Source organism: Mycolicibacterium hodleri, assembly GCF_025822245.1.
GTDB classification, from domain to species: domain Bacteria; phylum Actinomycetota; class Actinomycetes; order Mycobacteriales; family Mycobacteriaceae; genus Mycobacterium; species Mycobacterium hodleri.
In genome coordinates, this window is record NZ_JACKTL010000036.1 from 95,457 (window position 1) to 118,547 (window position 23,091).

The window sequence follows — 23,091 nt, forward strand, 5'->3', positions numbered from 1 at the left end:
CCGCCGGAGATATCCTCGATGCGATGCCCAACCAGACACCTGTCCAGATCGCCTGGGTGACGCGCGACCTCGGCGCCACCGAGACCGCGCTGACCCAGCTGCTGGGCGCCAAGAAGTGGGTCCGGATGTCCGACGTCCACTTCGGCCCGGACACCTGCACCCACCGCGGCCAGCCGGCCGACTACGTGGCGCACGTGTCGCTGTCCTATGCCGGGGACACCCAACTCGAACTCATCGAACCCGTCCGGGGCGAGAGCATCTACACCGAATTCCTCGACGCCTCGGGACCCGGGCTGCATCACGTCGCGATCGAGGCCGACGACCACGACCACTTCGACGCGATGCTGGTCGACGCCGAACGCGACGGCGCGGCGGTGGTGTGCCGCGGCACCATGCCCGGCGGGATGAGGTTCGCCTATCTGTCCGCCGCCCAGGCCGGCGTTCCCTACCTCGAGGTCGCGTTCGTTCCGTCCGAGATCCGAGCCTTCTTCGACTACGTAAAACAGGAGCAAGCGTGAGCATGCAGATCCCCGACACCGTCGCCGCACCGACTGTCGGCGACTGGTCCGACGAGGTCGACGTCGTCGTGGTCGGCTTCGGCGTCGCCGGCGGGTGTGCGGCGGTCAGCGCGGCCGCGGCAGGCGCGCGGGTGGTGCTGTTGGAGCGGGCCGCCGCGGCGGGCGGCACCACGTCGATGGCCGGCGGGCACTTCTACCTGGGCGGCGGCACCGCCGTGCAGAAGGCGACCGGTCACGACGACACCGCCGACGCCATGTACGACTACCTGGTCGCGACGGCCCGCGAGCCCGAACTGGACAAGATCCGGGCCTACTGCGACGGCAGCGTCGAGCACTTCGACTGGCTGGAGGATCTGGGCTTCCAGTTCGAACGGAGCTACTACCCGGGCAAGGTCGTCGTCCCGCCCGGCACCGAGGGGCTGTCCTACACCGGCAACGAGAAGGTGTGGCCCTTCTTCGAGAAGGCGACGCCCGCCCCGCGGGGTCACTCCGTGCCGATGCCCGGTGAGCTGGGTGGGGCCGCGATGGTGATCGACCTGCTGGTCAAGCGGGCCGCCGAGCTCGGCGTGGACGTGCGCTACGAGACCGGTGCCACCGGGCTCGTCGTCGACGACGGAGACGTCGTCGGCCTGACGTGGAAGCACTTCGAGGACACCGGTGCGATTCGCGCCAAGGGCGTGATCATCGCCGCCGGCGGGTTCGTGATGAACCCCGAGATGGTCGCCACGTTCACTCCGAAGCTCGCGGAGAAGCCCTTCGTCCTCGGCAGCACCTACGACGACGGCCTCGGCATCCGTCTCGGCGAATCGGCGGGCGGCGCCACCAAGCACATGGATCAGATCTTCATCACCGCGCCGCCGTACCCGCCGGAGATCCTGCTCACCGGGATCATCGTCAACAAGGACGGCCAGAGGTTCGTCACCGAGGACTCCTACCATTCCCGGACCTCGGCTTTCGTGATGGAACAGCCCGACAGCGCGGCCTTCCTCATCGTCGACGAGGCTCATCTGGAGCGTCCCGAGGTGCCCCTGATTCCGTTGATCGACGGGTGGGAGACCGTCGAGGAGATGGAGGCGGCCCTCGGCATTCCGGAGGGCAACCTGGTGCAGACCCTGAACCGCTACAACGAATTCGCGGCCAAGGGGGAGGACCCCGACTTCCACAAGCAGCCGGAATTCCTTGCCGCCCAAGACACGGGGCCGTGGGGGGCGTTCGACCTGTCCCTTGGCAAGGCGATGTACGCCGGGTTCACCGTCGGCGGCCTGGCCACCTCACTCGACGGTGAGGTGCTCCGCGAGGATGGAACCGTGGTGACCGGTCTGTACGCCGCCGGCGCGTGCGCCTCGAACATCGCCCAGGACGGCAAGGGGTACTGCAGTGGCACCCAGCTGGGCGAGGGATCCTTCTTCGGTCGGCGTGCCGGCGCGCACGCCGCCGCGCTCGGGTCCTGAGGCAGACTGCGTGTTCGAATTGCGTTCGCGATGAATGGCTTTGATGCGTTCCGCGGCGCGGGTGGTCTTGCGCCGCGGCATGGCCAGCCCTGTCGTGTGCGCAGGCGGCACCCCGTTCGCGACCACCGGCGCAGTCGGCTCGGATAGTTCTGGGAAGAGCAGGCGGCTGCCCGGGGTGGTGGTGTGGGTGCGGCCGTCGGGTGCGGTCCACACGATGGTGCCGTCGTCGAGTTGGGTTTCGCGCCAACCGTTCTCGCCGCCCCAGAACGTCTTCAGCAAGGGGTGTCGACGGCACAGGCATTTCAGGTTGGACGCCGCCGTCGGCCCGTATGGCCACGGAATGCCGTGGTCGACGTCGCAGTGTGTTGCGGGCACGCTGCAGCCCGGGAAGCGGCACGTCTGATCGCGACATCTGACGAAGTCGGCCAGCTTCTTCGAGGGTCGGTAGCGAGGTTCCGGTGGTGCCTGCCCGGGGTGGACGATCGGGGTGATCGTTGCCCCCACCGCGGCGCGGCAGGCGATCGCCCCGGGGAGGAACTGTCCGCCCATCATTGCCGCGGGCCGCAGCTGGGCGAGACGACCAGACGTGGGGGTGAGGGCTTCGGTGAGGGTCAGCTCGCGTAAAGGCTTGGTGAACATCGCCGGGGATTCACCGTCGAGGGCGGTGCGCTCGCCGGAAGAATGCTCTGGGGCATGGTGATTCGCCGTCGCGGAGTCGTCGGCCGGGCTAGGAGCAGAGGGCTCCAGAGTCTCGGGCGCAGGCAGCGGCGGTGCGGCTGGCGCCGACGGCTCCGCGAGCGTCTCCGCGCTGGTGATCACGTAGACCACCACCCCCGTCGCCGGTGGGTTCTGCGCGGCCGCGCAGCCTTCAGTCCCGCACAGGCAGGCCAGGCGGTCCGCGCCCTGGGACATGGCGCCCATCGCGTCGGCTCGGCGCTGATCGCTGGTGCGGGGGTCGGCCGGGCAGACGGTGCGGGCCAGGGCGTCGGCCCTCGAGTCAAAGGCCTTGGCGTCGTGGGCGCACAGCGTGGCGAACACGGTGGCCATCCCGCTGCCGTCCTCGTCGATCACAACGTCCACCGAACGCCCGCGGGCCTTGGTCTCGGTGCGACGGACCGCGTGGGGGTCTACCTGGGCGACGAACGCGTCGATGGCCTTCTCGGTCTTGTCCACCGACATCGGTTCCCAGGCTCCGAACGCCTCGGCCAACGCAACGTCCAGCGCGCGCAGCGCATCGGGATCCACGACCAGCGCGCCGCGCTGCACCACCGTCCGCACCAGTGGGTAGGTGATCACACCCTGGGCGAAGACGGCGGTGACGTGGGGGAATCGTTCGTGCAACGCGACGGCGATCAACAACTGGTGGGTCGCGGCGCCGGTGGTGATCCGCAGCGCCGCCCCGACGTGAGCGGCCACGGCGTCGAAGTTGTCCAGGCACCACTGATCCCGCTCCGCGGACCCGTCGGCGGCATACGCAGTCTCGAGCATCCCGGCCATCGCCGCGACCTTGCGGCGCACGCGGCGTTCTCCACCCGCGCCCACGCTGCCAACGCACCGGCACCGGACGTGCCGGCCGCAGTGTCCACCAAGCTGTCGAACATACTTTCGACTTTATGACGTCGGCCGACGAAAGTCATTCCGCTGCAAGCGTTCTGTGGATGAACGCCGAGTCTGTGGACAACTCCGCAGGACGACCAGGAGTGTCGGAGCCACGTGCTAGGGCTACGTCGTCGAGCCCAGTCGCCAGCGACCGGCACCAAGAAGCTCGAGCCGCTCGTCGTGGTGCTGCTCGACGGTGCCGCGGTGGCTCACGCTGACCACGATGCAGTCCGGCAGGCGTTCGCGCAGTGTCCGATACAGCGCGAACTCCTGGCCCTCGTCGAGCGCCGAGGTGGACTCGTCGAGGAACACCGCCCGCGGTGCGTTGAGCAACACCCGCGCGAAGGCCACCCGCTGCTGCTCACCGGGGGACAGCACCTTCGACCAGTCGGCGACCTCGTCCAGGCGGGCCCCGAGGTGTCCGAGCGTCACTCGCTCCAGCGTAGAGCGAATGTCGTTGTCGCCGAACGACTCCGACGGTGCCGGATAGCATACGACGGTGCGGAGGTCGCCCAGCGGGGCGTAGGGCAGCTGTGGCAGGAACATGGCACCCGCGGCGGTCGGATAGCGCACGGTGCCCGAGGCGTACGGCCACAGTTGCGCGAGGCTGCGCAGCAGGGTGGTCTTGCCGGTTCCCGAGCGCCCCGTGATGACCAGTGACCCGCCCGCGACGAGTCGCACCACCAGCCCGTCGACCAATGCGTCGCCGCCCGGCGACCGAACGGCGACGTCGTCGAACTCCACGCCTCCCGCCGTACTGACCTCCACCGCGAGAGTGTCCAGCGCCCTTGCTCTTTCGTTCGCGGTGAGTAGGCCGTCGAGGCGAATGATGGTCGCACGGTAGCTGGCGAACGAGTCGTACACCGCCCGGAAGAACGACAGCGACGCCTGCACCGACCGGAACACGCTGGAGGACTGGCTGACGTCGCCGAGGTTGATCTCACCGGCGAACAGGCGCGGGGCCTGGACGATCAACGGCAACGGGTCGACGATCTGGGACATCGCCTTGTTCCAGCCGAGGAAGGCCACCCCGCGCCAGACCAGGGCCCGATAGTTGACGATGATTCGACCGAAACGCTCCGCCAATCCCCGTCTTTCGACCCGCTCACCGCGCGAGAAGCCGACCGCCTCCGCGGCGTCGCGCACCCGAACCAGGGCGTACCGGAACGCGGCGTTGGTCATCTCGTTGCGGAAGCTCAGTGCGATGATGGGCCGACCGATCCAGAACGACACCGCCGTCGCCCCGGCCACGAACAGCAGCACGATCCAGAACAGCGCCTTGGGCACCGTCACCCCGAAGAAGGTCAGGGGACCGGCCAGATTCCACAGGATCGGGGTGAACGCGACCACCGACACCATCGAGTACACCGCGCCGAACAGCAGCGTGGTCGACGTCCCCACCGTGGGGGTGTTCGTCTCCGGCCCAGTCCCCGTGGTGAACACGTCGACGTCCTGCTGGATGCGCTGATCGGGGTTGTCGACCGGGTCGCCGTCCACGAACCGGCCACGGTAGTACGCGCAGCCGTCGAACCAGTCGCCGGTCAACCGGTCGGTGAGCCAGATCCGCCACCGAATGATGAAGAACTGCATCAGATACAGGTCCAGTAGCGTCTGCGCGAGGTAGGCGACGACCAGCAGGGCGAACACCAGAATCGAGAACCAGAAGCCCCGGATTCCCGAGTCGCGGACGGCGTCGTCGCCCGCGCTCGCACCCTCGAACGCGACCTGCAGCGCCGCGTACTGGTCGTTGCCGTAGTAGCTGAACAGGACGTCCATCCGCACCGAGACCATCACCGACATCAGCAGGACGCCGACCATCGCCCAGACCGGAATGCTTTGCCGCCCAGTGAAGTACGGACCGGTGATTCGCCAATACTGACGACCCCAGGTGGTGAGGCGCGCGAGGAGCACCAGCAACGTCAGCGTCACCGCGGCGCTGATCACCCAGGCCTTGGCGACCCAGATCAGCGACGCGACGACCTCGTTGCCCCAGTCGAGAGACGGGGTGAACATCTCCATCCCGGGAAGCTACTCCCGGCCATGCGGCGCTACACCGGAACGGGCTCGGGCTCCTCGCCGAGATCGGTGACCTGCCATTCGCCGTCGCCGAGCAGGCGCAGTTCCTTGTCGTGGTGCTGCTCGACGGTCTTGCGATGGCTCACGCTCACCAGAATCATGTCGGGCAGTTCGGTCCGGACGAGCTGATACAGCGTCATCTCCAGGCCCTCGTCGAGGGCGGACGTCGACTCGTCGAGGAAGACGGCCTTGGGCTTGGTCAGGAGGATGCGAGCGAAGGCGATGCGCTGCTGCTCACCGGGGGAGAGCACCTTGGCCCAGTCCTGGACCTCGTCGAGACGGTCGTTGAGGTGGGGCAGCGCGACCCGCGTGAGGACGGACTGCAGCTCGGAGTCCGAGATCTGGCCCTCCTCGCCAGGGTAGGAGACGACGGCCCGCAGATCGCCGAGCGGCACGTACGGCATCTGCGAGAGGAACATCGTCTCGTTGGGCCCGCACGGACGGGTCAGCGTGCCGGAGGTGAACGGCCACAGCTCGGCGAGGCTGCGCAGCAACGTGGTCTTGCCGCTGCCCGACTTGCCGGTGATCACCAGGGTGTCACCGACGTCCAGCCGCAGGTCGAGCGGGTTGATGAGCTGCCGGCCGTCGGGCGTGCGGACCTCGACCTTCTCCAGCTCCACGGTGCCGTCCTGGCAGGCCGCGGTGGTCACGGTCGGCAGGTCTCGACCCTCTTCGTTGGCGACCACCAGACCCTCGAGGCGGATGATCGCGGCGCGGTAACCGGCGAACTGGTCATAGGCGTTGCGGAAGAACGACAGGCCGTCCTGGATGCTGCCGAACGCCGACGCGGACTGGGTCATGTCGCCGAGCTGGATCTCACCGGCGTAGAACCGCGGGAACTGCAGCACGTACGGCAGCGGCTGGATGACCTGGCTGAGCGACAGGTTCCATCCGTAGAACCCGATCATCCGGTTGATGTAGCGCTTGTAGTTGGCGACCACGGACCCGAAGCGCTGCCGTAGTCCGGTGCGCTCGGCGAGCTCACCGCGGTAGAAGGCCACCGCCTCCGAGGCGTCGCGCAACCGCACCAGTGCATAGCGGAACGCCGCGTTGAACTTCTCGTTGTCGAAGGCGAACCAGATGATCGGCTTGCCGATCCAGAAGGCGATCACCGAGGCGAACACGACGTACGCCAGGCCGATCCAGAACATGGCCTTGGGAAGGGTGATGCCGAACATCGTCAGCGGGCCGGACAGGCTCCAGAGGATCGCGGTGAACGAGATCATCGAGGCGACGGCGTTGATGGCGCCGAACAGCAGGGTCGAGCCGGTGGTGATGTTGGGCGTGTTGGGCGTCGGGCCGACGCCGGTGGTGAAGATGTCGATGTCGGTCTGGATGCGCTGATCGGGGTTGTCGATCGTGTCGTCGATGAACCGGGCGCGGTAGTAGGCCTTGCCGTTGAGCCAGTCGCCGGTGAGCCGATCGGTCAGCCACGCGCGCCAGCGCAGGATGAAGCGCTGCATCAGGAACAGGTCCAGCATGACCCGCGCGACGTAGATGGTTGCCAAGACGCAGAAGACGGCGATGGAGAACCAGAAGCCGTGCTTGCCGGAGGCCTTGACCGCCTCGTCACCACTCGCCAATCCGGCGGCCACGACCTGGAAGCTGGTCGACAGGTCGTTGCCGTAGTAGCTGAGCAGAACCGACAACCGGACGCCGAGGATGACCGACAGCAGCAGGCCCGCCAACCAGGCCCAGACCACGATGCTCGAGCGGCCGGTGAAGTACGCCCCGGTGACGCGCCAGAACTGGCGGCCCCACGCGGTGAAGCGGCCGATCAGCGTCAAGATGATCATCGTGGACACGGCGGCGATCGCCCACGCCTTGACGATCCACCACACGGACGTGAGCCACTCGTTGCTCCAATCCAGCGTTGGAGTCCACAAGTCCATTCCGGTCATCCGGAGAACGTACCTTGGCCAGCTGGCGACAGCCGGTCCAAGGGGTCAACTAGCGGTCGAGACCGGATCGAGCCGCCAACGGCCGGCGCCGAGCAGCTCGAGCTGCCGGTCGTGATGCTGTTCGACGGTGTCGCGATGGCTGACGCTGACCAGGATCGTGGCGGGCAGTTCGTCCCGAAGTAGCCGGTAGAGCATCAATTCCAGGCCCTCGTCCATCGCCGAGGTGGACTCGTCGAGGAAGACGACCCGCGGCTCGTTGAGGAGGATCCTCGCGAACGCGACGCGCTGCTGCTCGCCGACCGACAACACCTTGGCCCAGTCCTTGATTTCGTTGATTCGAATGACGAGGTGTGGCAGCGCCACCTTGATCAGGGCCTGCTGGACGCGGGCGGCGTCGACCTCGCCCTGGGGCCGGGGGTAGGACGCGACGGTCCGCAGGTCGCCGAGCGGGATGTAGGGGAGCTGCGACACGAACATCACCTCACGCACGGCGACGGGAAACTCGACCCGGCCCGAGGCGTGCGGCCACAGTCCCGCCAGGCTCTCCAACAACGTGGTCTTGCCGGTGCCGGACGGACCGGTGATCACCACGCTGTCCCCGGGGTCGAGCTGGACGTCGAGCGCCTCGACCAGAAGTTGCCCGTCAGGGGTGCGCACGTCGACGTCCTCCAGATGCACCGCATCGCCCGAGGATTGCTCGATCGTCAGCTGTGGGACCACCCGGGTGGCCTCGTTGGCGGTGAGCAGCCCGTCGAGGCGAATGAGGGCGGCGCGGTAGCTGGCGAACGCGTCGTAGGCGTTGCGGAAGAACGACAGCGCGTCGTGGATGGCGTGAAAGGCCGTCGCCGACTGCATGACGTCACCGAAGGAGATCTGGTTGGCGAAGAGGCGCTGCGCCTGGACGATGTACGGCAGCGGGTTGATCGCCTGACTCACCGAGAGGTTGAAGCCCAGGAACAGCACCATGCGGTTGAGCCAGTGCCGATAGTTGACGATCACCGCGTCGAGGCGGGTGGTCAGCTGGCGCCGCTCGGCGTCCTCGCCACGGTAGAGGCCGACGGCGCTCGCCGCCTCCTTCAGCCGGATCATCGCGTACCGCAGGCTGGCGTTGCGGAACTCGTTGAGGAAGCTCAGCCGGATCAGCGGCCGGCCGATCCAGAACGCCACCACCGTGGCCACCAGTACGTAGACGATCACGATCCAGAACAAGGCCCGCGGCACCGTCACGTCGGCCACGGTCAGCGGACCGGACAACTGCCACATGATCACGCCGAACGACGCGACGCTCAGTACCGACTCGACGGCACCGAAGAGCAGGGTGTTGCCCGAGCCGTGGGACGGCACGTTCGGTTCCCCGGTGCCGGTGGTGACGACGTCGACGTCCTGCTGAATGCGTTGGTCGGGGTGGTCGATCGGGGAGGTCAGCAACTGTCCCCGGTAGTACGCGTAGCCGCCGAGCCAGTCGTCGACCAATCGCCGCGTGAGCCACACCCGCCATCGAATGGTGAAGCGCTGCAGCAAATACAGGTCGACCAGCGACCGCACCGTGGCGACGGTCGCCAGCACGCCGAAGATCCGCATCGATTGCCAGAATCCGTCGACCCCGGTGACCTTGCGGGACCCGTCGGACTCCCCGGGCCCCTCGAACGCCACCTGCAACGACGAGAACAGGTCGTTGCCGTAGTAGCTGAGCAGGACGGCGATCCGCACCGACAACACGGCCGACGCCAACAGCCCGGCCAGCATCAGCCACGCGGTGACCCGGGCCGGGGAGGAGGTGAAGTAGGGGCCGTTGATGCGCCAGAACTGGCGACCCCACTCGGTGTGGCGCCCGACGAGGACCAGGATCACGGCCAGGCAGACGGCGGTGACGCCGAACGCCTCCGCCACCCACAGCGTCGACGCGAGCAGTTCGTTGCCCCAGTCGACGGAGGGGGCGAACCCGTTCGTATCCATCGCCACTCCTCTGCGGGCCTACGGGACACCGCTGTGTGCGGGAAGTTACCGCAGCGCGAGCGAGCGCCTTCGGCCTTTGCGGCGCGGCGTGTCGCGGCCCGCGTACCGTGAACGCGTGCCAAAGATCGCGCCCAAGACGAAAGACCGATCCTCTGGTCGGCTGAGCAGTCGATTCTGGAAGCTGCTCGGCGCCAGTACGGACAAGAACCAAGCCCAGTCGATGGACCTGGTGCGCGCATCGGCGGAGTTCGACGACAAGGCCGCGGACCTCGACGACGAGAAGCTGGTGCAGGCCGCCAAGCTTCTCGACCTCACCGGCCTCGCCGAGTCGTCGGACATCCCGCAGTTCCTGGCCATCGCCCGGGAGGCCTCCGAGCGCGCGACGACGTTGCGGCCGTTCGACGTTCAGCTGCTCGGCGCGCTGCGCATGCTGGCCGGCGACGTCGTCGAGATGGCAACCGGCGAGGGCAAGACCCTGGCCGGTGCGATTGCCGCCGCCGGCTACGCGATCGCGGGTCGCAGCGTGCACGTCATCTCCGTCAACGACTACCTCGCCCGCCGTGACGCCGAATGGATGGGACCGCTGCTGGAGGCGATGGGCCTGACCGTCGGGTGGATCACCGCCGAGTCGACCGCCGACGAGCGGCGCGCCGCCTACGCCTGCAACGTCACCTACGCATCGGTCAACGAGATCGGCTTCGACGTGCTGCGCGACCAGTTGGTCACCGACGTCGCCGACCTGGTCTCGCCCGATCCGGACGTCGCGCTCATCGACGAGGCCGACTCGGTGCTCGTCGACGAGGCCCTGGTGCCGCTGGTGCTGGCGGGCACCACGCACCGCGAAACCCCGCGCCTGGAGATCATCCGGATGGTCGGGGAACTGGTCTCCGGCAAGGACTACGAAGCCGACGCCGACCGCCGCAACGTGCACCTCACCGACGTCGGCGCGCGCAAGCTCGAAAAGGCGCTCGGTGGCGTCGACATCTACTCCGAGGAGAACGTCAGCACCACGCTCACCGAGATCAACGTGGCCCTGCACGCGCACGTGCTGCTGCAGCGCGACGTGCACTACATCGTCCGCGACGGCCGGGTGCAGCTCATCAACGCCTCCCGTGGCCGCATCGCGCAGCTGCAGCGCTGGCCCGACGGACTGCAGGCTGCCGTCGAGGCCAAGGAGGGCATCGAGACGACGGAAACCGGCGAGGTGCTCGACACCATCACCGTGCAGGCACTGATCAACCGCTACCCGAGGGTGTGCGGGATGACCGGTACCGCGCTGGCCGCCGGCGAACAGCTGCGCCAGTTCTACAAGCTCGGCGTCTCGCCGATTCCGCCGAACACGCCGAACGTCCGCGAGGACGACGTCGACCGCGTCTACATCACGGCCGCCGCGAAGATCGACGCCGTCATCGACCACATCAAGACCGTTCACGCGACCGGCCAGCCCGTGCTCGTCGGCACCCGCGACGTCGCCGAATCCGAGGAGCTGCACGAACGGCTGGTCAAGGCCGGTGTTCCCGCCGTCGTGCTGAACGCCAAGAACGACGAGGAGGAGGCGCGCGTCATCGCCGAGGCCGGTCAGCTGAACTCGGTGACCGTGTCCACGCAGATCGCCGGTCGCGGTACCGACATCCGTCTCGGGGGCTCCGACGAGGAGGGCCACGACGACGTCGCCAAGCTCGGCGGACTGCACGTCATCGGCACGGGTCGTCACCACACCGAACGACTGGACAACCAGTTGCGTGGCCGGGCCGGCCGCCAGGGCGATCCCGGCTCGTCGGTGTTCTTCTCCAGCTGGGAGGACGACGTGGTCGTCTCCCACCTCGACCCGGAGAAGCTTCCGACGGCGACCGACCTGGAGAACGGAGACGGCCGCGTCATCGACTCGAAGGCCGCCCAGCTCCTCGAACACGCTCAGCGCATCGCCGAGGGCCGGTTGCTCGACGTGCACGCCAACACCTGGCGGTACAACCAGCTGGTCGCCCAGCAGCGCGCCATTCTGGTGGAACGACGGAACACGTTGCTGCGCACGGCAACCGCCCGCGAGGAACTGGCCGAACGCTCGCCGGAGCGCTACGCGGAACTCCTGGAGACGCTGGACGAGGAGCGGCTGGAGACGATCAGCCGCAAGATCATGCTCTACCACCTCGACCGCGGCTGGGCCGACCACCAGGCCTACCTGTCCGACATCCGCGAGAGCATCCACCTGCGCGCCCTCGGCAGGCAGAATCCGCTCGACGAATTCCACCGCCTCGCCGTCGACGCGTTCGCGTCCCTGGCTGCCGACGCGATCGAGGCGGCGCAGCAGACCTTCGAGACCGCCAACGTCGTCGAGGACGAGCAGGGCCTCGATCTGTCGAAACTCGCACGGCCGACCTCGACGTGGACGTACATGATTCACGACAACCCGTTGTCGGAGGACTCCATGTCTGCACTGAGCCTGCCGGGGGTGTTCCGCTAGGTTCATGGCATGGCTGAGCCCGAAGCGGTGCAGGGCGCAGATCGCGTTCTGACCATTCCCAACGCGCTCAGCGTGCTGCGGCTGATCCTGGTCCCCGTCTTCATCTACCTCCTACTGGTCGGCGCTGTGGCGTGGGCCGTCGCGGTGCTCATGTTCAGCGGCTTCTCCGACTGGGCCGACGGCAAGATCGCCCGACTGTTCGACAACCAGTCCTCGCGGCTCGGTGCGCTGCTCGATCCGGCCGTCGACCGCATCTACATGATCGTGATCCCGGTGGCGATGGCCGTCGACGGCATCGTGCCCTGGTGGTTGGTGGGGACGTTGATCGGACGCGACGTCGTCCTGGCGTTGACACTGCCGATTCTGCGCAGCCGTGGGCTGACCGCGCTGACCGTCACCTACGTCGGCAAGGCCGCCACGTTTGCGTTGATGTCGGGGTTCCCGCTGGTGCTGCTGGGACAGTGGGATGCGTTGTGGAGCAGGGTGATCCTGGCCATCGGCTGGGCCTTCCTGGGGTGGGGGATGGCGATGTACCTGTGGTCGGGGGTGCTGTACCTGCTGCAGACCGCGATGGTGGTCCGGCAGGTGCCCCGCCGGGTCGCCGGGAGACGTGTCTGACGGCGAGCGCGCGCTCGGCGGCTACAGCCCGGACGCCGGACGCAATGCTCACGAGGCGGGCGCACCGACGACGATTCCGGTGCCGTCACTGCTGCGGTCGCTCTTGTCCGAACACCTCGACCCCGGGTATGCCGCCGCGGCCGAGCGACGCGCCTCGGCATCGGCTGCCACCACGTCCCGGCCCGTCGCAACCTGGGGCTGGAAGATCCTGGCGGGGCTGCTGGTGACCGCGGTGTTCGCCGCGGCCGCGGCGCAGGCGACGTCCGTCGCTCCCGCGACCCAGGAGACCCGGCAGGTGCTGGCGACCGGGGTGCGTAACGCCCAGCAGGCCACCGATCGGGGCACCGACCGCCGCGACGCGCTCGCCGGGCAGGTCGAATCGGAACGCCGGGAGCGACTCGCGGGCGACGAGCAGGGCCGTCGGCTGCTGGCCGACCTCGACGTGGCCGAGTTCGCCGCCGGGGCCACCGCGGTGCACGGACCGGGGTTGAACGTCACCGTCACCGAGGCCAGTGGCGCCCGCGACCTGAGCGACGTGTCCAAGCAACGCGTCGCCGGCAGCCCACAGGTGATCCTCGACCGCGACCTTCAACTGGTGGTCGACTCGCTGTGGGTCAGCGGTGCCGAGGCCATCGCCATCGGGACCGTCCGCATCGGTCCCAACGTGACGATCCGGCAGGCCGGCGGCGGTCTCCTGGTCGACAACCAGCCCATCGGCAACCCGTACGTCGTGCGCGCCGTCGGCCCTCCGCACACCATGGGTGACGCGTTCGACCAGAGCGCGGGTCTTCAGCGGCTGCGCAACCTCGAGGCGATCTACGGGGTCACCGTCACCGTCAGTGAAGCCGACGACCTCTCGCTGCCTGCCGGTTCGGTGCGAGAAATCAACTTCGCCAAGGAGATTGGGCCCAAATGATCGGAATTGCGGCGCTCGTCGTCGGCATCGTCCTCGGTCTGGTGTTCCATCCCAGCGTGCCCGAGGCGATCCAGCCGTACCTGCCGATCGCGGTCGTCGCCGCGCTCGACGCGGTGTTCGGCGGGCTGCGGGCGTACCTCGAGCGCATCTTCGACGCCAAGGTCTTCGTGGTGTCGTTCGTCTTCAACGTGCTCGTCGCCACGTTGATCGTCTTCGTCGGCGACCAACTCGGGGTGGGCACGCAACTCTCGACCGCCATCATCGTCGTGCTCGGCATCAGAATCTTCGGCAACGCCGCCGCCCTGCGGCGCAGACTGTTCGGGGCGTGAGCATGTCTGATTCCCACCCGTCGCCCGCGACCGACCCGGGCCACGTCCCCGAGCACGGCAGACACGAACTGCCCGACGACGCGCCGCGCCCCCGCCCGCGCCGCCAGATGGCGTTCGGTGCGCTCGCCGTCGTGCTGTGCCTGCTGCTGGGGGTGGCGATCGTCACCCAGGCGCGGCAGACCGAGTCCGGCGACTCGTTGGAGACTGCCCGCCCGGCCGACCTGCTGGTCCTGCTCGACTCGCTGCAGCAGCGCGAAGCTGCACTCAACACCGAGGTGGCCGACCTGCAGCGGACGCTCGAGTCGCTGCGCTCCTCCGGCACCGACGACCAGGCCGCCATCGAGAACGCGCGGGCCCGGCTGGCCGCGCTGTCGATCCTGATCGGGACCGTCGCCGCGACGGGTCCCGGTGTGACGATCACCATCGACGACGTCGCGCCGGGGGTGTCGCCGGAGACCATGCTCGACGTCGTCAACGAGCTGAGGGCGGCCGGCGCGGAGGCCATGCAGGTGAGTTCGGCGGGCCAGCCGCCGGTGCGGTTGGGCGTCGACTCCTGGGTGGTGGGGTCACCCGGTGCCCTGGTCGTCGACGGCACCACCTTGTCGCCGCCCTATTCCATTCTCGCCATTGGCGATCCCGCGACGCTGTCGGCGGCGATGAACATCCCGGGCGGGGCCGTCGACGGCGTCGAACGGGTCGGCGGCACAATGTCGGTGCAGCAGGCGGACGTGGTGAACGTGACCGCCTTGCGGCAACCGAAACCCCGCCAATACGCTCAGCCAGACAAGTGAGCACACGAGGAGCCCAGTGAGCGAGATTCCGTCCGACCTTTACTACACCGAGGACCACGAATGGGTGCGTCGGACCGGCGACGACACGGTTCGCGTCGGCATCACCGACTACGCCCAGGCGGCGCTCGGCGACGTCGTCTTCGTGGAGCTTCCCGACGTCGACGCCGAGGTGACGGCCGGCGGCGAGTTCGGCACCGTCGAGTCGACCAAGTCGAACTCGGATCTGTTCGCACCGATCACCGCCAAAGTCGTTGCCGTCAACGGTGAAGTGGCCGACGCCCCGGAGCTGGTGAACTCCGACCCGTACGGCGCCGGATGGCTCATCGACCTGCAGGTCGACGCCGCTGCCCTGACCGAGGCACTCGACGGTCTGCTCGACGCGGACGCCTACGGCGCGACCCTCGACGAATGAGAAATTGCGGCGGTGATCCGGTGGTGGTTGTCACGGTGATCGTCGGTCCGCGGTACGGTCGTCTCCAGATGCATGACGGCTGGCGTCACGCCGGCGCGTCTGCCAACCATCGCCACAGCAGCCAGTAAGGAGCACCGGGTGACGGACAACACCACCAGTTCGGGAGCGGATCAGTCCGAGGAGGAAGTGACGGTCGAAACGACGTCGGTCTTCCGATCGGACTTCCTCAACGAATTGGACGCCCCGCCAGCGACCAGCGGTGAGAGCGCCGTGTCGGGAGTCGAGGGGCTGCCCGCGGGCTCGGCGCTCCTCGTCGTCAAGCGTGGACCCAACGCCGGGTCGCGCTTCCTGCTCGACCAGGCCAGGACGTCGGCCGGTCGGCACCCCGACAGCGACATCTTCCTCGACGACGTGACGGTCAGCCGCCGGCACGCGGAGTTCCGGCTCGAGTCCGGCGAGTTCCAGGTCGTCGACGTCGGCAGCCTCAACGGCACCTACGTCAACCGCGAGCCCGTGGACTCCGCGGTGCTGGCCAACGGCGACGAGGTCCAGATCGGCAAGTTCCGACTGGTCTTCCTCACCGGGCCCAAGGGAGACGGCGACGGCGGTTCCGGTAGCTGATGACCGCCCCCGACACCCCAGCGCTTGCCGGGATGTCGATCGGAGCGGTCCTGGAATCGCTGCGACCCGACTTTCCGGACGTGACCATCTCCAAGATTCGGTTCTTGGAGGCCGAAGGACTGGTCACGCCGCAGCGCTCGGGGTCGGGATACCGGCGGTTCACTGCCTACGACTGTGCGCGTCTGCGGTTCATCCTGACGGCGCAACGCGACCATTACCTGCCGCTCAAGGTCATCAAGGCACAGCTCGACTCACAGCCTGACGGGGCGCTGCCGGAGACCGGAACCAGTTACGGCGTACCGCGATTGGTGCAGGTCTCCGCCGAGGACGGTGCGGGCCAGAGCACATACGACACCGCCGCGGTGGCACCGGCCCAGGTTCGGTTGAGCCGCGAGGATCTGTTGTCGCGGTCGGGCGTCGACGAGGAATTGCTGGGCGCGCTCATCAAGGCCGGTGTCGTGACGTCGGGTCCCGGCGGATTCTTCGACGAGCACATGGTGGTCACCGCGCAATGCGCGAAGGCGCTGGCCGACTACGGCGTGGAACCCCGGCACCTGCGGGCGTTCCGTTCGGCGGCGGATAGGCAGTCGGATTTGATCGCGCAGATCGCCGGGCCAGTGGTCAAGGCGGGTGCCCGAGATCGGGCCGACGACCTGGCGCGCGAGGTCGCCGCGCTGGCCATCACGCTGCACACGTCACTGATCAAGTCCGCCGTGCGCGACGTTCTCGATCGCTGAGGATTAGACTCGGCTCAACGGTTTGACGACCGGCTTTCAGGCGCGGAGGGCAGACATAGATGGGCGAGGTTCGAGTAATCGGCATTCGCGTGGAACAGCCTCAGAACCAGCCGGTTCTGCTGCTGCGAGAGTCCAACGGCGACCGTTATCTTCCGATCTGGATCGGACAGACCGAGGCGCAGGCAATAGCGCTGGAACAGCAGGGGGTCGAGCCGGCCCGCCCGCTCACCCACGACCTGATCCGCGATCTGATTACCGCCCTTGGGCATTCGCTCAAGGAAGTGCGGATCGTCGACCTGCAGGAAGGCACGTTCTACGCCGACCTCATCTTCGACCGTGACATCAAGGTCTCGGCGCGGCCCTCGGATTCGGTGGCCATCGCCATGCGGGCCGGGGTGCCGATCTACGTCGAGGAGGCCGTGCTGGCCGAGGCGGGCCTGTTGATCCCCGACGAGTCCGACGAAGAGCCCACCGGTGCGGTTCGCGAGGACGAGGTCGAGAAGTTCAAGGAGTTCCTCGACAGCGTCTCGCCCGACGACTTCAAGGCCACGTAATTCGGCCACGCGTCCGCGATAGTCACGGATGCGTCTCACGCTCTCGACACGCGGAGTCGGTTTCGTCGATACATGTCGCGGGCAGCCATACTTTGAATCGCTACGAGGGGCAGTGAGTGTCGAGCAGGAAGCGTATGCTCGACATACTCGAGAGCTCGGAGCAAACGTGTTGAGTCGTCGTTGATGGCTGCCACGCATGGATCCAGTTCGATCGGCGAGAGGATGGGCAGTGGGCGACACGCCACGTCAGGAGCAGTTGGATCTCACTTCCAGCGGCACACCGGAGCCGGCAGTCACGGCAGCCCCTAGCGAACCCGTCCAGGCGGGCTTGTTCCCCGACAACTCGGTACCGGACGAACTCGTGGGCTACCGCGGTCCCAGCGCCTGCCAGATCGCGGGCATCACCTACCGCCAGCTGGACTACTGGGCCAGGACGTCGCTGGTGGTCCCGTCCATTCGCGGCGCGGCGGGCTCGGGTAGCCAACGGTTGTACTCGTTCAAGGACATCCTGGTTCTGAAGATCGTCAAAAGGCTTCTGGACACCGGTATCTCGCTGCACAACATCCGCGTCGCCGTCGACCACCTGCGCCAGCGCGGTGTCAAGGACCTCGCCAACATCACGCTGTTCTCCGACGGCACCACCGTCTACGAGTGCACGTCGGCCGAGGAGGTCGTCGACCTGCTCCAGGGCGGCCAGGGCGTCTTCGGCATCGCAGTGTCGGGCGCCATGCGCGAACTCACCGGCGCCATCGCCGACTTCCCCGGCGAGCGCGCCGACGGCGGGGAGTCCATCCCCAGCCCGGAGGACGAGCTCGCGTCGCGGCGCAAGCACCGCGACCGCAAGATTGGCTGACAGAGCCCTCTCGAGGCGGTGCGGGTAGACTCGACGACGCATCGCCCCCGCGCGGGAGAGTTCCGTGGCCGCCAGCCACGGACGCCGAAGGAGCAACACCTCTCCGTCAACCTCTCAGGCACCAGGACCGCGCGGAGCCACGATGCCTCTGGAAAGTGGTGAGCTCGACTCACCCGCCCATGGGGAAAGGCCCGACCGGCCGAATCTCTCAGGCACCCGTTACGGGCCGACGACAGAGGGGGAGGACCGCAAGCGGTTCCACGCTCTGAGAGGTCCTTCCGTGCCCGGTGCTACTTCCCACCCCAGCAACGAACACCACCAGCCCAGGTTCGCGGACAGGCACATCGGGCCGGATGCCGATGCCGTCGCCACCATGCTCGGGGTGATCGGCGTCGACACCCTCGGCGAGCTGGCCCAAAAGGCGCTTCCCAGTGGCATTCTCGACGCCCTGACCGCCGACGGGTTGGCCCCGGGCCTCGACCAGCTGCCACCGCCCGCCACCGAAGAGCAGTCGCTGGCCGAACTCCGTGCGATGGCCGACACCAACACGGTCGCGGTGTCGATGATCGGACAGGGCTACTTCGACACGCTGACCCCCGCGGTGTTGAAGCGCAACATTCTCGAGAACCCCGCCTGGTACACGGCGTACACGCCGTATCAGCCGGAGATCAGCCAGGGCAGGCTCGAAGCCTTGCTCAACTTTCAGACGATGGTCGAGGAGCTGACGGGCCTCGAGGTGGCGAACGCCTCCATGCTCGACGAGGCCACCGCGGCCGCAGAGGCCATGACGCTCATGCACCGGGCCGTGAAGGGTTCGGGGAACACCCTGCTCGTCGACTCCGACGTCTACGCGCAAAGCGCAGCCGTGCTGGCCACCCGGGCCGCCCCGCTGGGCATCCGGATCGTCACCGCCGATCTGCGCAACGGCCTGCCGGACGACCTGGCCGACGGCGAACTCTTCGGCGTCGTGGTCCAGCTGCCCGGTGCCAGCGGACGCGTCACCGACTGGAGCGCACTCGTCGAGCAGGCCCACGAGCGCGGCGCACTGGTCGCCGTCGGCGCCGATCTGCTGGCGTGCACGCTCATCACCCCGCCGGGCGAGATCGGCGCGGACGTCGGCTTCGGCACCACTCAACGGTTCGGCGTCCCAATGGGATTCGGCGGCCCGCACGCCGGCTACCTCGCCGTGCACACCAAGCACGCTCGTCAGCTGCCGGGTCGCCTCGTCGGCGTCTCGGTCGACGCGGACGGCTCGCCGGCGTACCGCCTCGCGCTGCAGACCCGCGAACAACACATCCGTCGCGACAAGGCCACCAGCAACATCTGCACGGCGCAGGTGCTGCTGGCGGTGGTGGCCGCGATGTACGCCAGCTACCACGGTGCCGACGGACTCAAGGCCATCGCCCACAAGGTGCACGGCAACGCGCTGGCGGTGGCGACCGCACTGGTCGAGGCCGACGTCGAGGTGGTGCACGACGCCTTCTTCGACACCGTGCTGGCCCGCGTTCCCGGCCGGGCCGAGGAGATCCGCACGGCAGCCAAGGCGCGCGGGATCAACGTCTGGCTGGTCGACGCCGACCACGTCTCGGTCTCCTGCGACGAGGCCACCACCGCCAACCACGTCGAGGACGTCCTGGCCGCCTTCGGTGCGACCCGGGGCGGACACCACTGGGCGGGTCCCGAGATCGCCACCCGCAGGTCGGCGTTCCTCACGCACCCGGCGTTCACCCGCTACCGCACCGAGACCGACATGATGCGGTACCTCCGGTCGCTGTCGGACAAGGACATCGCGCTGGACCGCAGCATGATTCCGCTGGGGTCGTGCACGATGAAGCTCAACGCCGCCGCCGAGATGGAACCCATCACGTGGCCGGAGTTCGGCAAGCAGCATCCCTTCGCCCCCGCCTCGGACACACCGGGTCTGCGCAAGCTCATCGCCGACTTGGAGGGCTGGCTGACTCAGCTCACGGGCTACGACTCCGTGTCGTTGCAGCCCAACGCGGGATCGCAGGGCGAGTACGCCGGCCTGCTCGCGATCCAGGCCTACCACCTCAGTCGCGGTGACGCGCAACGCAACATCTGCCTGATCCCGTCGAGCGCGCACGGCACCAATGCGGCGTCGGCAGCGCTGGCCGGGATGCGCGTGGTGGTCGTCGCCTGCCGCGAGAACGGCGACGTCGACCTCGACGACCTGCGGGCCAAGATCGCCGAACACGGTGACAACGTGGCGGCGCTGATGATCACCTATCCGTCGACGCACGGGGTCTTCGAACACGACGTCGAGGAGATCTGTGCGGCCGTGCACGACGTCGGCGGGCAGGTCTACGTCGACGGCGCGAACCTGAACGCGCTCGTCGGCCTCGCCCGGCCCGGTCGGTTCGGCGGCGACGTCAGCCACCTCAACCTGCACAAGACGTTCTGCATCCCGCACGGTGGTGGCGGCCCTGGTGTCGGTCCGGTCGCGGTGCGCAGCCACCTGGCCCCGTTCCTGCCGGGTCACCCGCTGGCCGACGAGCTCACCGACACCTACACCGTGTCGGCGGCGCCGTACGGATCGGCGTCGATCCTGCCGATCACGTGGGCCTACATCCGCATGATGGGCGCACCCGGCCTGCGCGCGGCGACGCTCACGGCCATCGCGTCGGCCAACTACGTCGCCCGTCGGTTGGACGAGTACTACCCGGTGCTCTACACCGGTGAGAACGGGATGGTCGCTCACGAGTGCATCCTCGACCTGCGCGGCATCACCAAGGCCACCGGCGTGACGGTCGACGACGTGGCAAAGCGCTTGGCGGACTACGGCTTCCACGCACCGACCATGAGCTTCCCCGTGGCGGGCACGCTGATGGTCGAGCCCACCGAGAGTGAAAGCCTCACCGAGGTGGATGCCTTCTGCGAGGCCATGATCTCGATCCGCGCCGAGATCGACCAGGTCGGCTCGGGGGCATGGCCCAAGGACGACAACCCGCTGCGCGGTGCCCCGCACACGGCCGAATGCCTCCTGGTCGAGAATTGGGAGCACCCGTACACCAGGGAGCAGGCCGCCTACCCGATGGGCAAGGGCTTCCGGCCCAAGGTGTGGCCGCCGGTGCGTCGCATCGACAGCGCCTACGGCGATCGCAACCTGGTCTGCTCGTGCCCACCGGTGGAGGCGTTCGCCTGAGGCACCCTCCCCGCGAGCAGACGGAAAGGGCCCTCATTTCCTAGGAATGAGGGCCCTTTCCGTCTGCTCGCGGGGGTCGGGACTAGCCCAGCGCCGCGGTCAGCGCCGTGGTGAGCTCGGGGCCCGCCGAACTGTTCAGGTTTTGGTAGTCCCCGCCGGTGGCCTGTGCCACTGCCTCCCACGTGCTCCGGTCGGGATCGCCGCCGAAGTCGACGACGTTGACCGCGACGGGCCGCGCCTGGTTGAAGTTCTGCTTGATGAAGTCCTGCAGACCCGGGCCGTCGAGCGACTGGTCGGTGTGCGGACCCGCCGTGATGACGAGCACCGAATTGGGTTGACCCTCACGGAAGTTGGCGACCGCCTCCGGGTACAGCAGGCGCAGGGTGGTGAAGGACACCGCACCACCGTTGCTGGGCACCTGACCGTTGAGGTTGGTGGTCAGCACCTGCGAGCGCGGCGTGCCGCCGACCTGTTCGTCGAGCGGCCCCATCGGCACCTCCGAACGCCCTGCCACGCCGTCGAAGGTCCACAGCCCTACCGCCGAGGTCGACGGCAAGGCCTGTAGCCGAGCGGTGAGCGCGGCAGTGACGTTGGCCAGTCTGGACTTACCGCCCTCGTCGGCGCTCATGGACTGGTCCAGCAGCACCGTGACTGCCGGGTCCTGCGCCGGCGCACTGACCAGGTTGGCCAGGGTGGCCCGCAGCCCAGTGTCACCGATCGAGAGCGGGGCGGGCAGCGCGGCGAAGTCCGTCACGTCGCTTTGCGGCGGGTTGGTCCCCTCGGCGCGGAAGCCTGCCGCCGCGAGGTCGGCGAGGGCTTCGGGCTTGCGCAGGAATCGCGCGAACTCGCTTGCCGCGCTGACCTGTTCCTGGCTCAGCCAGGTGCCGGCCAGCAACACGGTGGGATAGTCGGCCACGGCGGTCGGTCCGGACGGCAGCCAGCCGGCGAGCTTGTCCTTGGCGTCGGCCTGCGAGCCCCGCTGGAAGATTTGCTGCTCGGTGGCGACCACCGCGTGCACGTCGGCGGTGGCCGGGTCGGTCGCGTTCAGCATCGCGTCCATCGCCGTCGACGACTTGTCGTCGGCCAGCTTGGGCTGCGCGGCCCGCAGTGTCGCGATGGCGTTCGCCCCGGACGTCGTGGGTTGGCCCTGCGGTGCCGACGCCGACGCGACGGCCTCGGCGGCCAGATAGGTGGCGTCGCTGTCGCCGGTCATCGGCAACGCCAACTTCAGCGATCCCCAGCCGGGCAGGTTCATCCCGTCCAGTGCGGTGGGATTGCTCTGCAGGCCGGGCAGTGCGTCCCAATTACGTTGTCCGAGAGCGCTCTTCAACTGCGGCCGCATGGCGATCATCACCGGTGAGGTGACCAGGGAGCGACTGTCGCTGACGGTCTTCTCGCCGGACGCGGCTTCCAGGCGAGCCTCGGAGATCGAACTGCCGGGGATCCAGAGGGCGGGCTGGTCACCCAGGTCGGCGGGCCAGGGACCGGCGAAACCGTTGACCACCTGGTCGGACTCGGCGGCCTTGACCCCGACCTTGACGCACTTGTCACCGACCGGGGCCGCGGACTGGTTGTACTTCTCGGCCAGCGGGGTGATCTGGTCGGCGATGGAGGGGTCGACCACCACGGCGACAGCCACCTCGCCGGCCACGCATCGAGCGGCGCCTGCCTGGGAGCGTTCCGAGAGTGAGTCCCCGAAGAATCGCCAGGCGATGACGGCGCCGACCACCACGACCACGGTTACCAGCGCGACGATCACCCCGACGCTGATACCACGCCGTTTGGGGGTGATGGCACGGTGGCTGCCGGTCCACTCACTGCTCTCCCAATCGCGACGATTGGGAGATCCGGGCGTCGTGGCGAACGCCGTGGTGGCGGCTTCCTGCTCCTCGAGGTAGGAGTAGTCGCCCTCGTCCTCGCGTGGGTCCGCCGGTTCGCCGTGCCCCGGTTGGTCGTACTCCTCGTCCTCGAAACCGGGGTCGTCGTAACCGGTTTCGTACTCCTCGACGACGTCGTCGTCGGGGTGATACGACGGGTACCGGTCCTCATACGGTGCGCCCGGCCGATCGTCGCCCGCGCCCGGTCCCGCCTCCGAGGAATCCTCCGGGTCGGGAATGCTATGCCTGCCCATTCCA

The 23,091-nt window shown here is 68.2% G+C and carries 17 protein-coding genes, 1 pseudogene and 2 riboswitches; of the genes and pseudogenes, 13 read left to right on the plus strand and 5 right to left on the minus strand.

Annotation, left to right across the window (positions count from 1 at the left end; translation table 11 throughout):
- Positions 1-23 precede the first annotated feature (23 nt).
- Both H7J06_RS15995 and H7J06_RS16000 read left to right on the plus strand, forming a co-directional pair.
- The gene (locus H7J06_RS15995; protein ID WP_264039944.1) at positions 24-518 is read left to right on the plus strand and encodes a VOC family protein; all 495 of its coding nucleotides are present in this window, start codon (positions 24-26) and stop codon (positions 516-518) included.
- A complete protein-coding gene (locus tag H7J06_RS16000; protein ID WP_264039945.1) occupies positions 515-1,969 on the plus strand; it encodes an FAD-binding protein in 1,455 nt (484 codons plus the stop codon). Before H7J06_RS15995 ends, H7J06_RS16000 begins: the two co-directional genes overlap by 4 nt.
- 852 nt (positions 1,970-2,821) lie before the next feature.
- Here H7J06_RS16000 and H7J06_RS16005 read toward each other — a convergent pair.
- From H7J06_RS16005 to H7J06_RS16020, 4 genes and pseudogenes are all read right to left on the minus strand, one after another.
- Positions 2,822-3,466, minus strand: a pseudogene (locus tag H7J06_RS16005) (DUF222 domain-containing protein); the annotation flags it as partial.
- A 225-nt stretch (positions 3,467-3,691) separates the two neighbouring features.
- The gene (locus H7J06_RS16010) at positions 3,692-5,587 is read right to left on the minus strand and encodes an ABC transporter ATP-binding protein/permease (protein WP_264039946.1); all 1,896 of its coding nucleotides are present in this window, start codon (positions 5,585-5,587) and stop codon (positions 3,692-3,694) included.
- Between the two features lie 29 nt (positions 5,588-5,616).
- A complete protein-coding gene (locus H7J06_RS16015; RefSeq protein WP_264040123.1) occupies positions 5,617-7,536 on the minus strand; it encodes an ABC transporter ATP-binding protein/permease in 1,920 nt (639 codons plus the stop codon).
- A 54-nt stretch (positions 7,537-7,590) separates the two neighbouring features.
- Positions 7,591-9,501 carry an ABC transporter ATP-binding protein/permease gene (locus H7J06_RS16020; protein WP_264039947.1) on the minus strand — a complete coding sequence of 637 codons (1,911 nt, stop codon included), beginning with the start codon at positions 9,499-9,501 and terminating at the stop codon, positions 7,591-7,593.
- A 124-nt stretch (positions 9,502-9,625) separates the two neighbouring features.
- Here H7J06_RS16020 and secA2 point away from each other — a divergent pair, with 124 nt between their 5' ends.
- From secA2 to gcvP, 11 genes are all read left to right on the plus strand, one after another.
- Positions 9,626-11,962 carry an accessory Sec system translocase SecA2 gene (secA2, locus tag H7J06_RS16025; protein WP_264040124.1) on the plus strand — a complete coding sequence of 779 codons (2,337 nt, stop codon included), beginning with the start codon at positions 9,626-9,628 and terminating at the stop codon, positions 11,960-11,962.
- Positions 11,963-11,971: 9 nt separating this feature from the next.
- On the plus strand, positions 11,972-12,580 hold the full coding sequence (locus H7J06_RS16030; RefSeq protein WP_264039949.1) for a CDP-alcohol phosphatidyltransferase family protein: 609 nt from the start codon (positions 11,972-11,974) through the stop codon (positions 12,578-12,580).
- Positions 12,573-13,496 (plus strand): DUF881 domain-containing protein, encoded by a 924-nt coding sequence (locus H7J06_RS16035; RefSeq protein WP_264039950.1) that lies wholly within the window; start codon positions 12,573-12,575, stop codon positions 13,494-13,496. Before H7J06_RS16030 ends, H7J06_RS16035 begins: the two co-directional genes overlap by 8 nt.
- Positions 13,493-13,825: a small basic family protein gene (locus H7J06_RS16040; protein ID WP_149482834.1), complete on the plus strand. Its 333-nt coding sequence runs from the start codon at positions 13,493-13,495 to the stop codon at positions 13,823-13,825. Before H7J06_RS16035 ends, H7J06_RS16040 begins: the two co-directional genes overlap by 4 nt.
- 2 nt (positions 13,826-13,827) lie before the next feature.
- The gene (locus tag H7J06_RS16045; RefSeq protein ID WP_264039951.1) at positions 13,828-14,616 is read left to right on the plus strand and encodes a DUF881 domain-containing protein; all 789 of its coding nucleotides are present in this window, start codon (positions 13,828-13,830) and stop codon (positions 14,614-14,616) included.
- A 16-nt stretch (positions 14,617-14,632) separates the two neighbouring features.
- Positions 14,633-15,028: a glycine cleavage system protein GcvH gene (gene gcvH / locus H7J06_RS16050; RefSeq protein WP_264039952.1), complete on the plus strand. Its 396-nt coding sequence runs from the start codon at positions 14,633-14,635 to the stop codon at positions 15,026-15,028.
- 138 nt (positions 15,029-15,166) lie between these two features.
- Positions 15,167-15,649, plus strand: coding sequence for a glycogen accumulation regulator GarA (gene garA / locus H7J06_RS16055; protein WP_264039953.1), 483 nt, complete (start codon positions 15,167-15,169; stop codon positions 15,647-15,649).
- Positions 15,649-16,386 carry a transcriptional regulator FtsR gene (gene ftsR / locus H7J06_RS16060; protein WP_264039954.1) on the plus strand — a complete coding sequence of 246 codons (738 nt, stop codon included), beginning with the start codon at positions 15,649-15,651 and terminating at the stop codon, positions 16,384-16,386. The genes garA and ftsR overlap by 1 nt, the downstream gene beginning before the upstream one ends.
- 59 nt (positions 16,387-16,445) lie before the next feature.
- On the plus strand, positions 16,446-16,940 hold the full coding sequence (locus tag H7J06_RS16065; RefSeq protein ID WP_264039955.1) for a bifunctional nuclease family protein: 495 nt from the start codon (positions 16,446-16,448) through the stop codon (positions 16,938-16,940).
- Between the two features lie 229 nt (positions 16,941-17,169).
- Positions 17,170-17,793: a MerR family transcriptional regulator gene (locus H7J06_RS16070; protein WP_264039956.1), complete on the plus strand. Its 624-nt coding sequence runs from the start codon at positions 17,170-17,172 to the stop codon at positions 17,791-17,793.
- Positions 17,794-17,835: 42 nt separating this feature from the next.
- Positions 17,836-17,933: riboswitch (glycine riboswitch) on the plus strand.
- A riboswitch (glycine riboswitch) is annotated at positions 17,934-18,039 on the plus strand.
- Positions 18,040-18,073: 34 nt separating this feature from the next.
- Positions 18,074-20,956: an aminomethyl-transferring glycine dehydrogenase gene (gene gcvP / locus H7J06_RS16075; RefSeq protein ID WP_264039957.1), complete on the plus strand. Its 2,883-nt coding sequence runs from the start codon at positions 18,074-18,076 to the stop codon at positions 20,954-20,956.
- An 82-nt stretch (positions 20,957-21,038) separates the two neighbouring features.
- Here gcvP and H7J06_RS16080 read toward each other — a convergent pair whose 3' ends face one another.
- Positions 21,039-23,087, minus strand: coding sequence for a substrate-binding domain-containing protein (locus tag H7J06_RS16080; RefSeq protein WP_264039958.1), 2,049 nt, complete (start codon positions 23,085-23,087; stop codon positions 21,039-21,041).
- Positions 23,088-23,091: the final 4 nt, after the last annotated feature.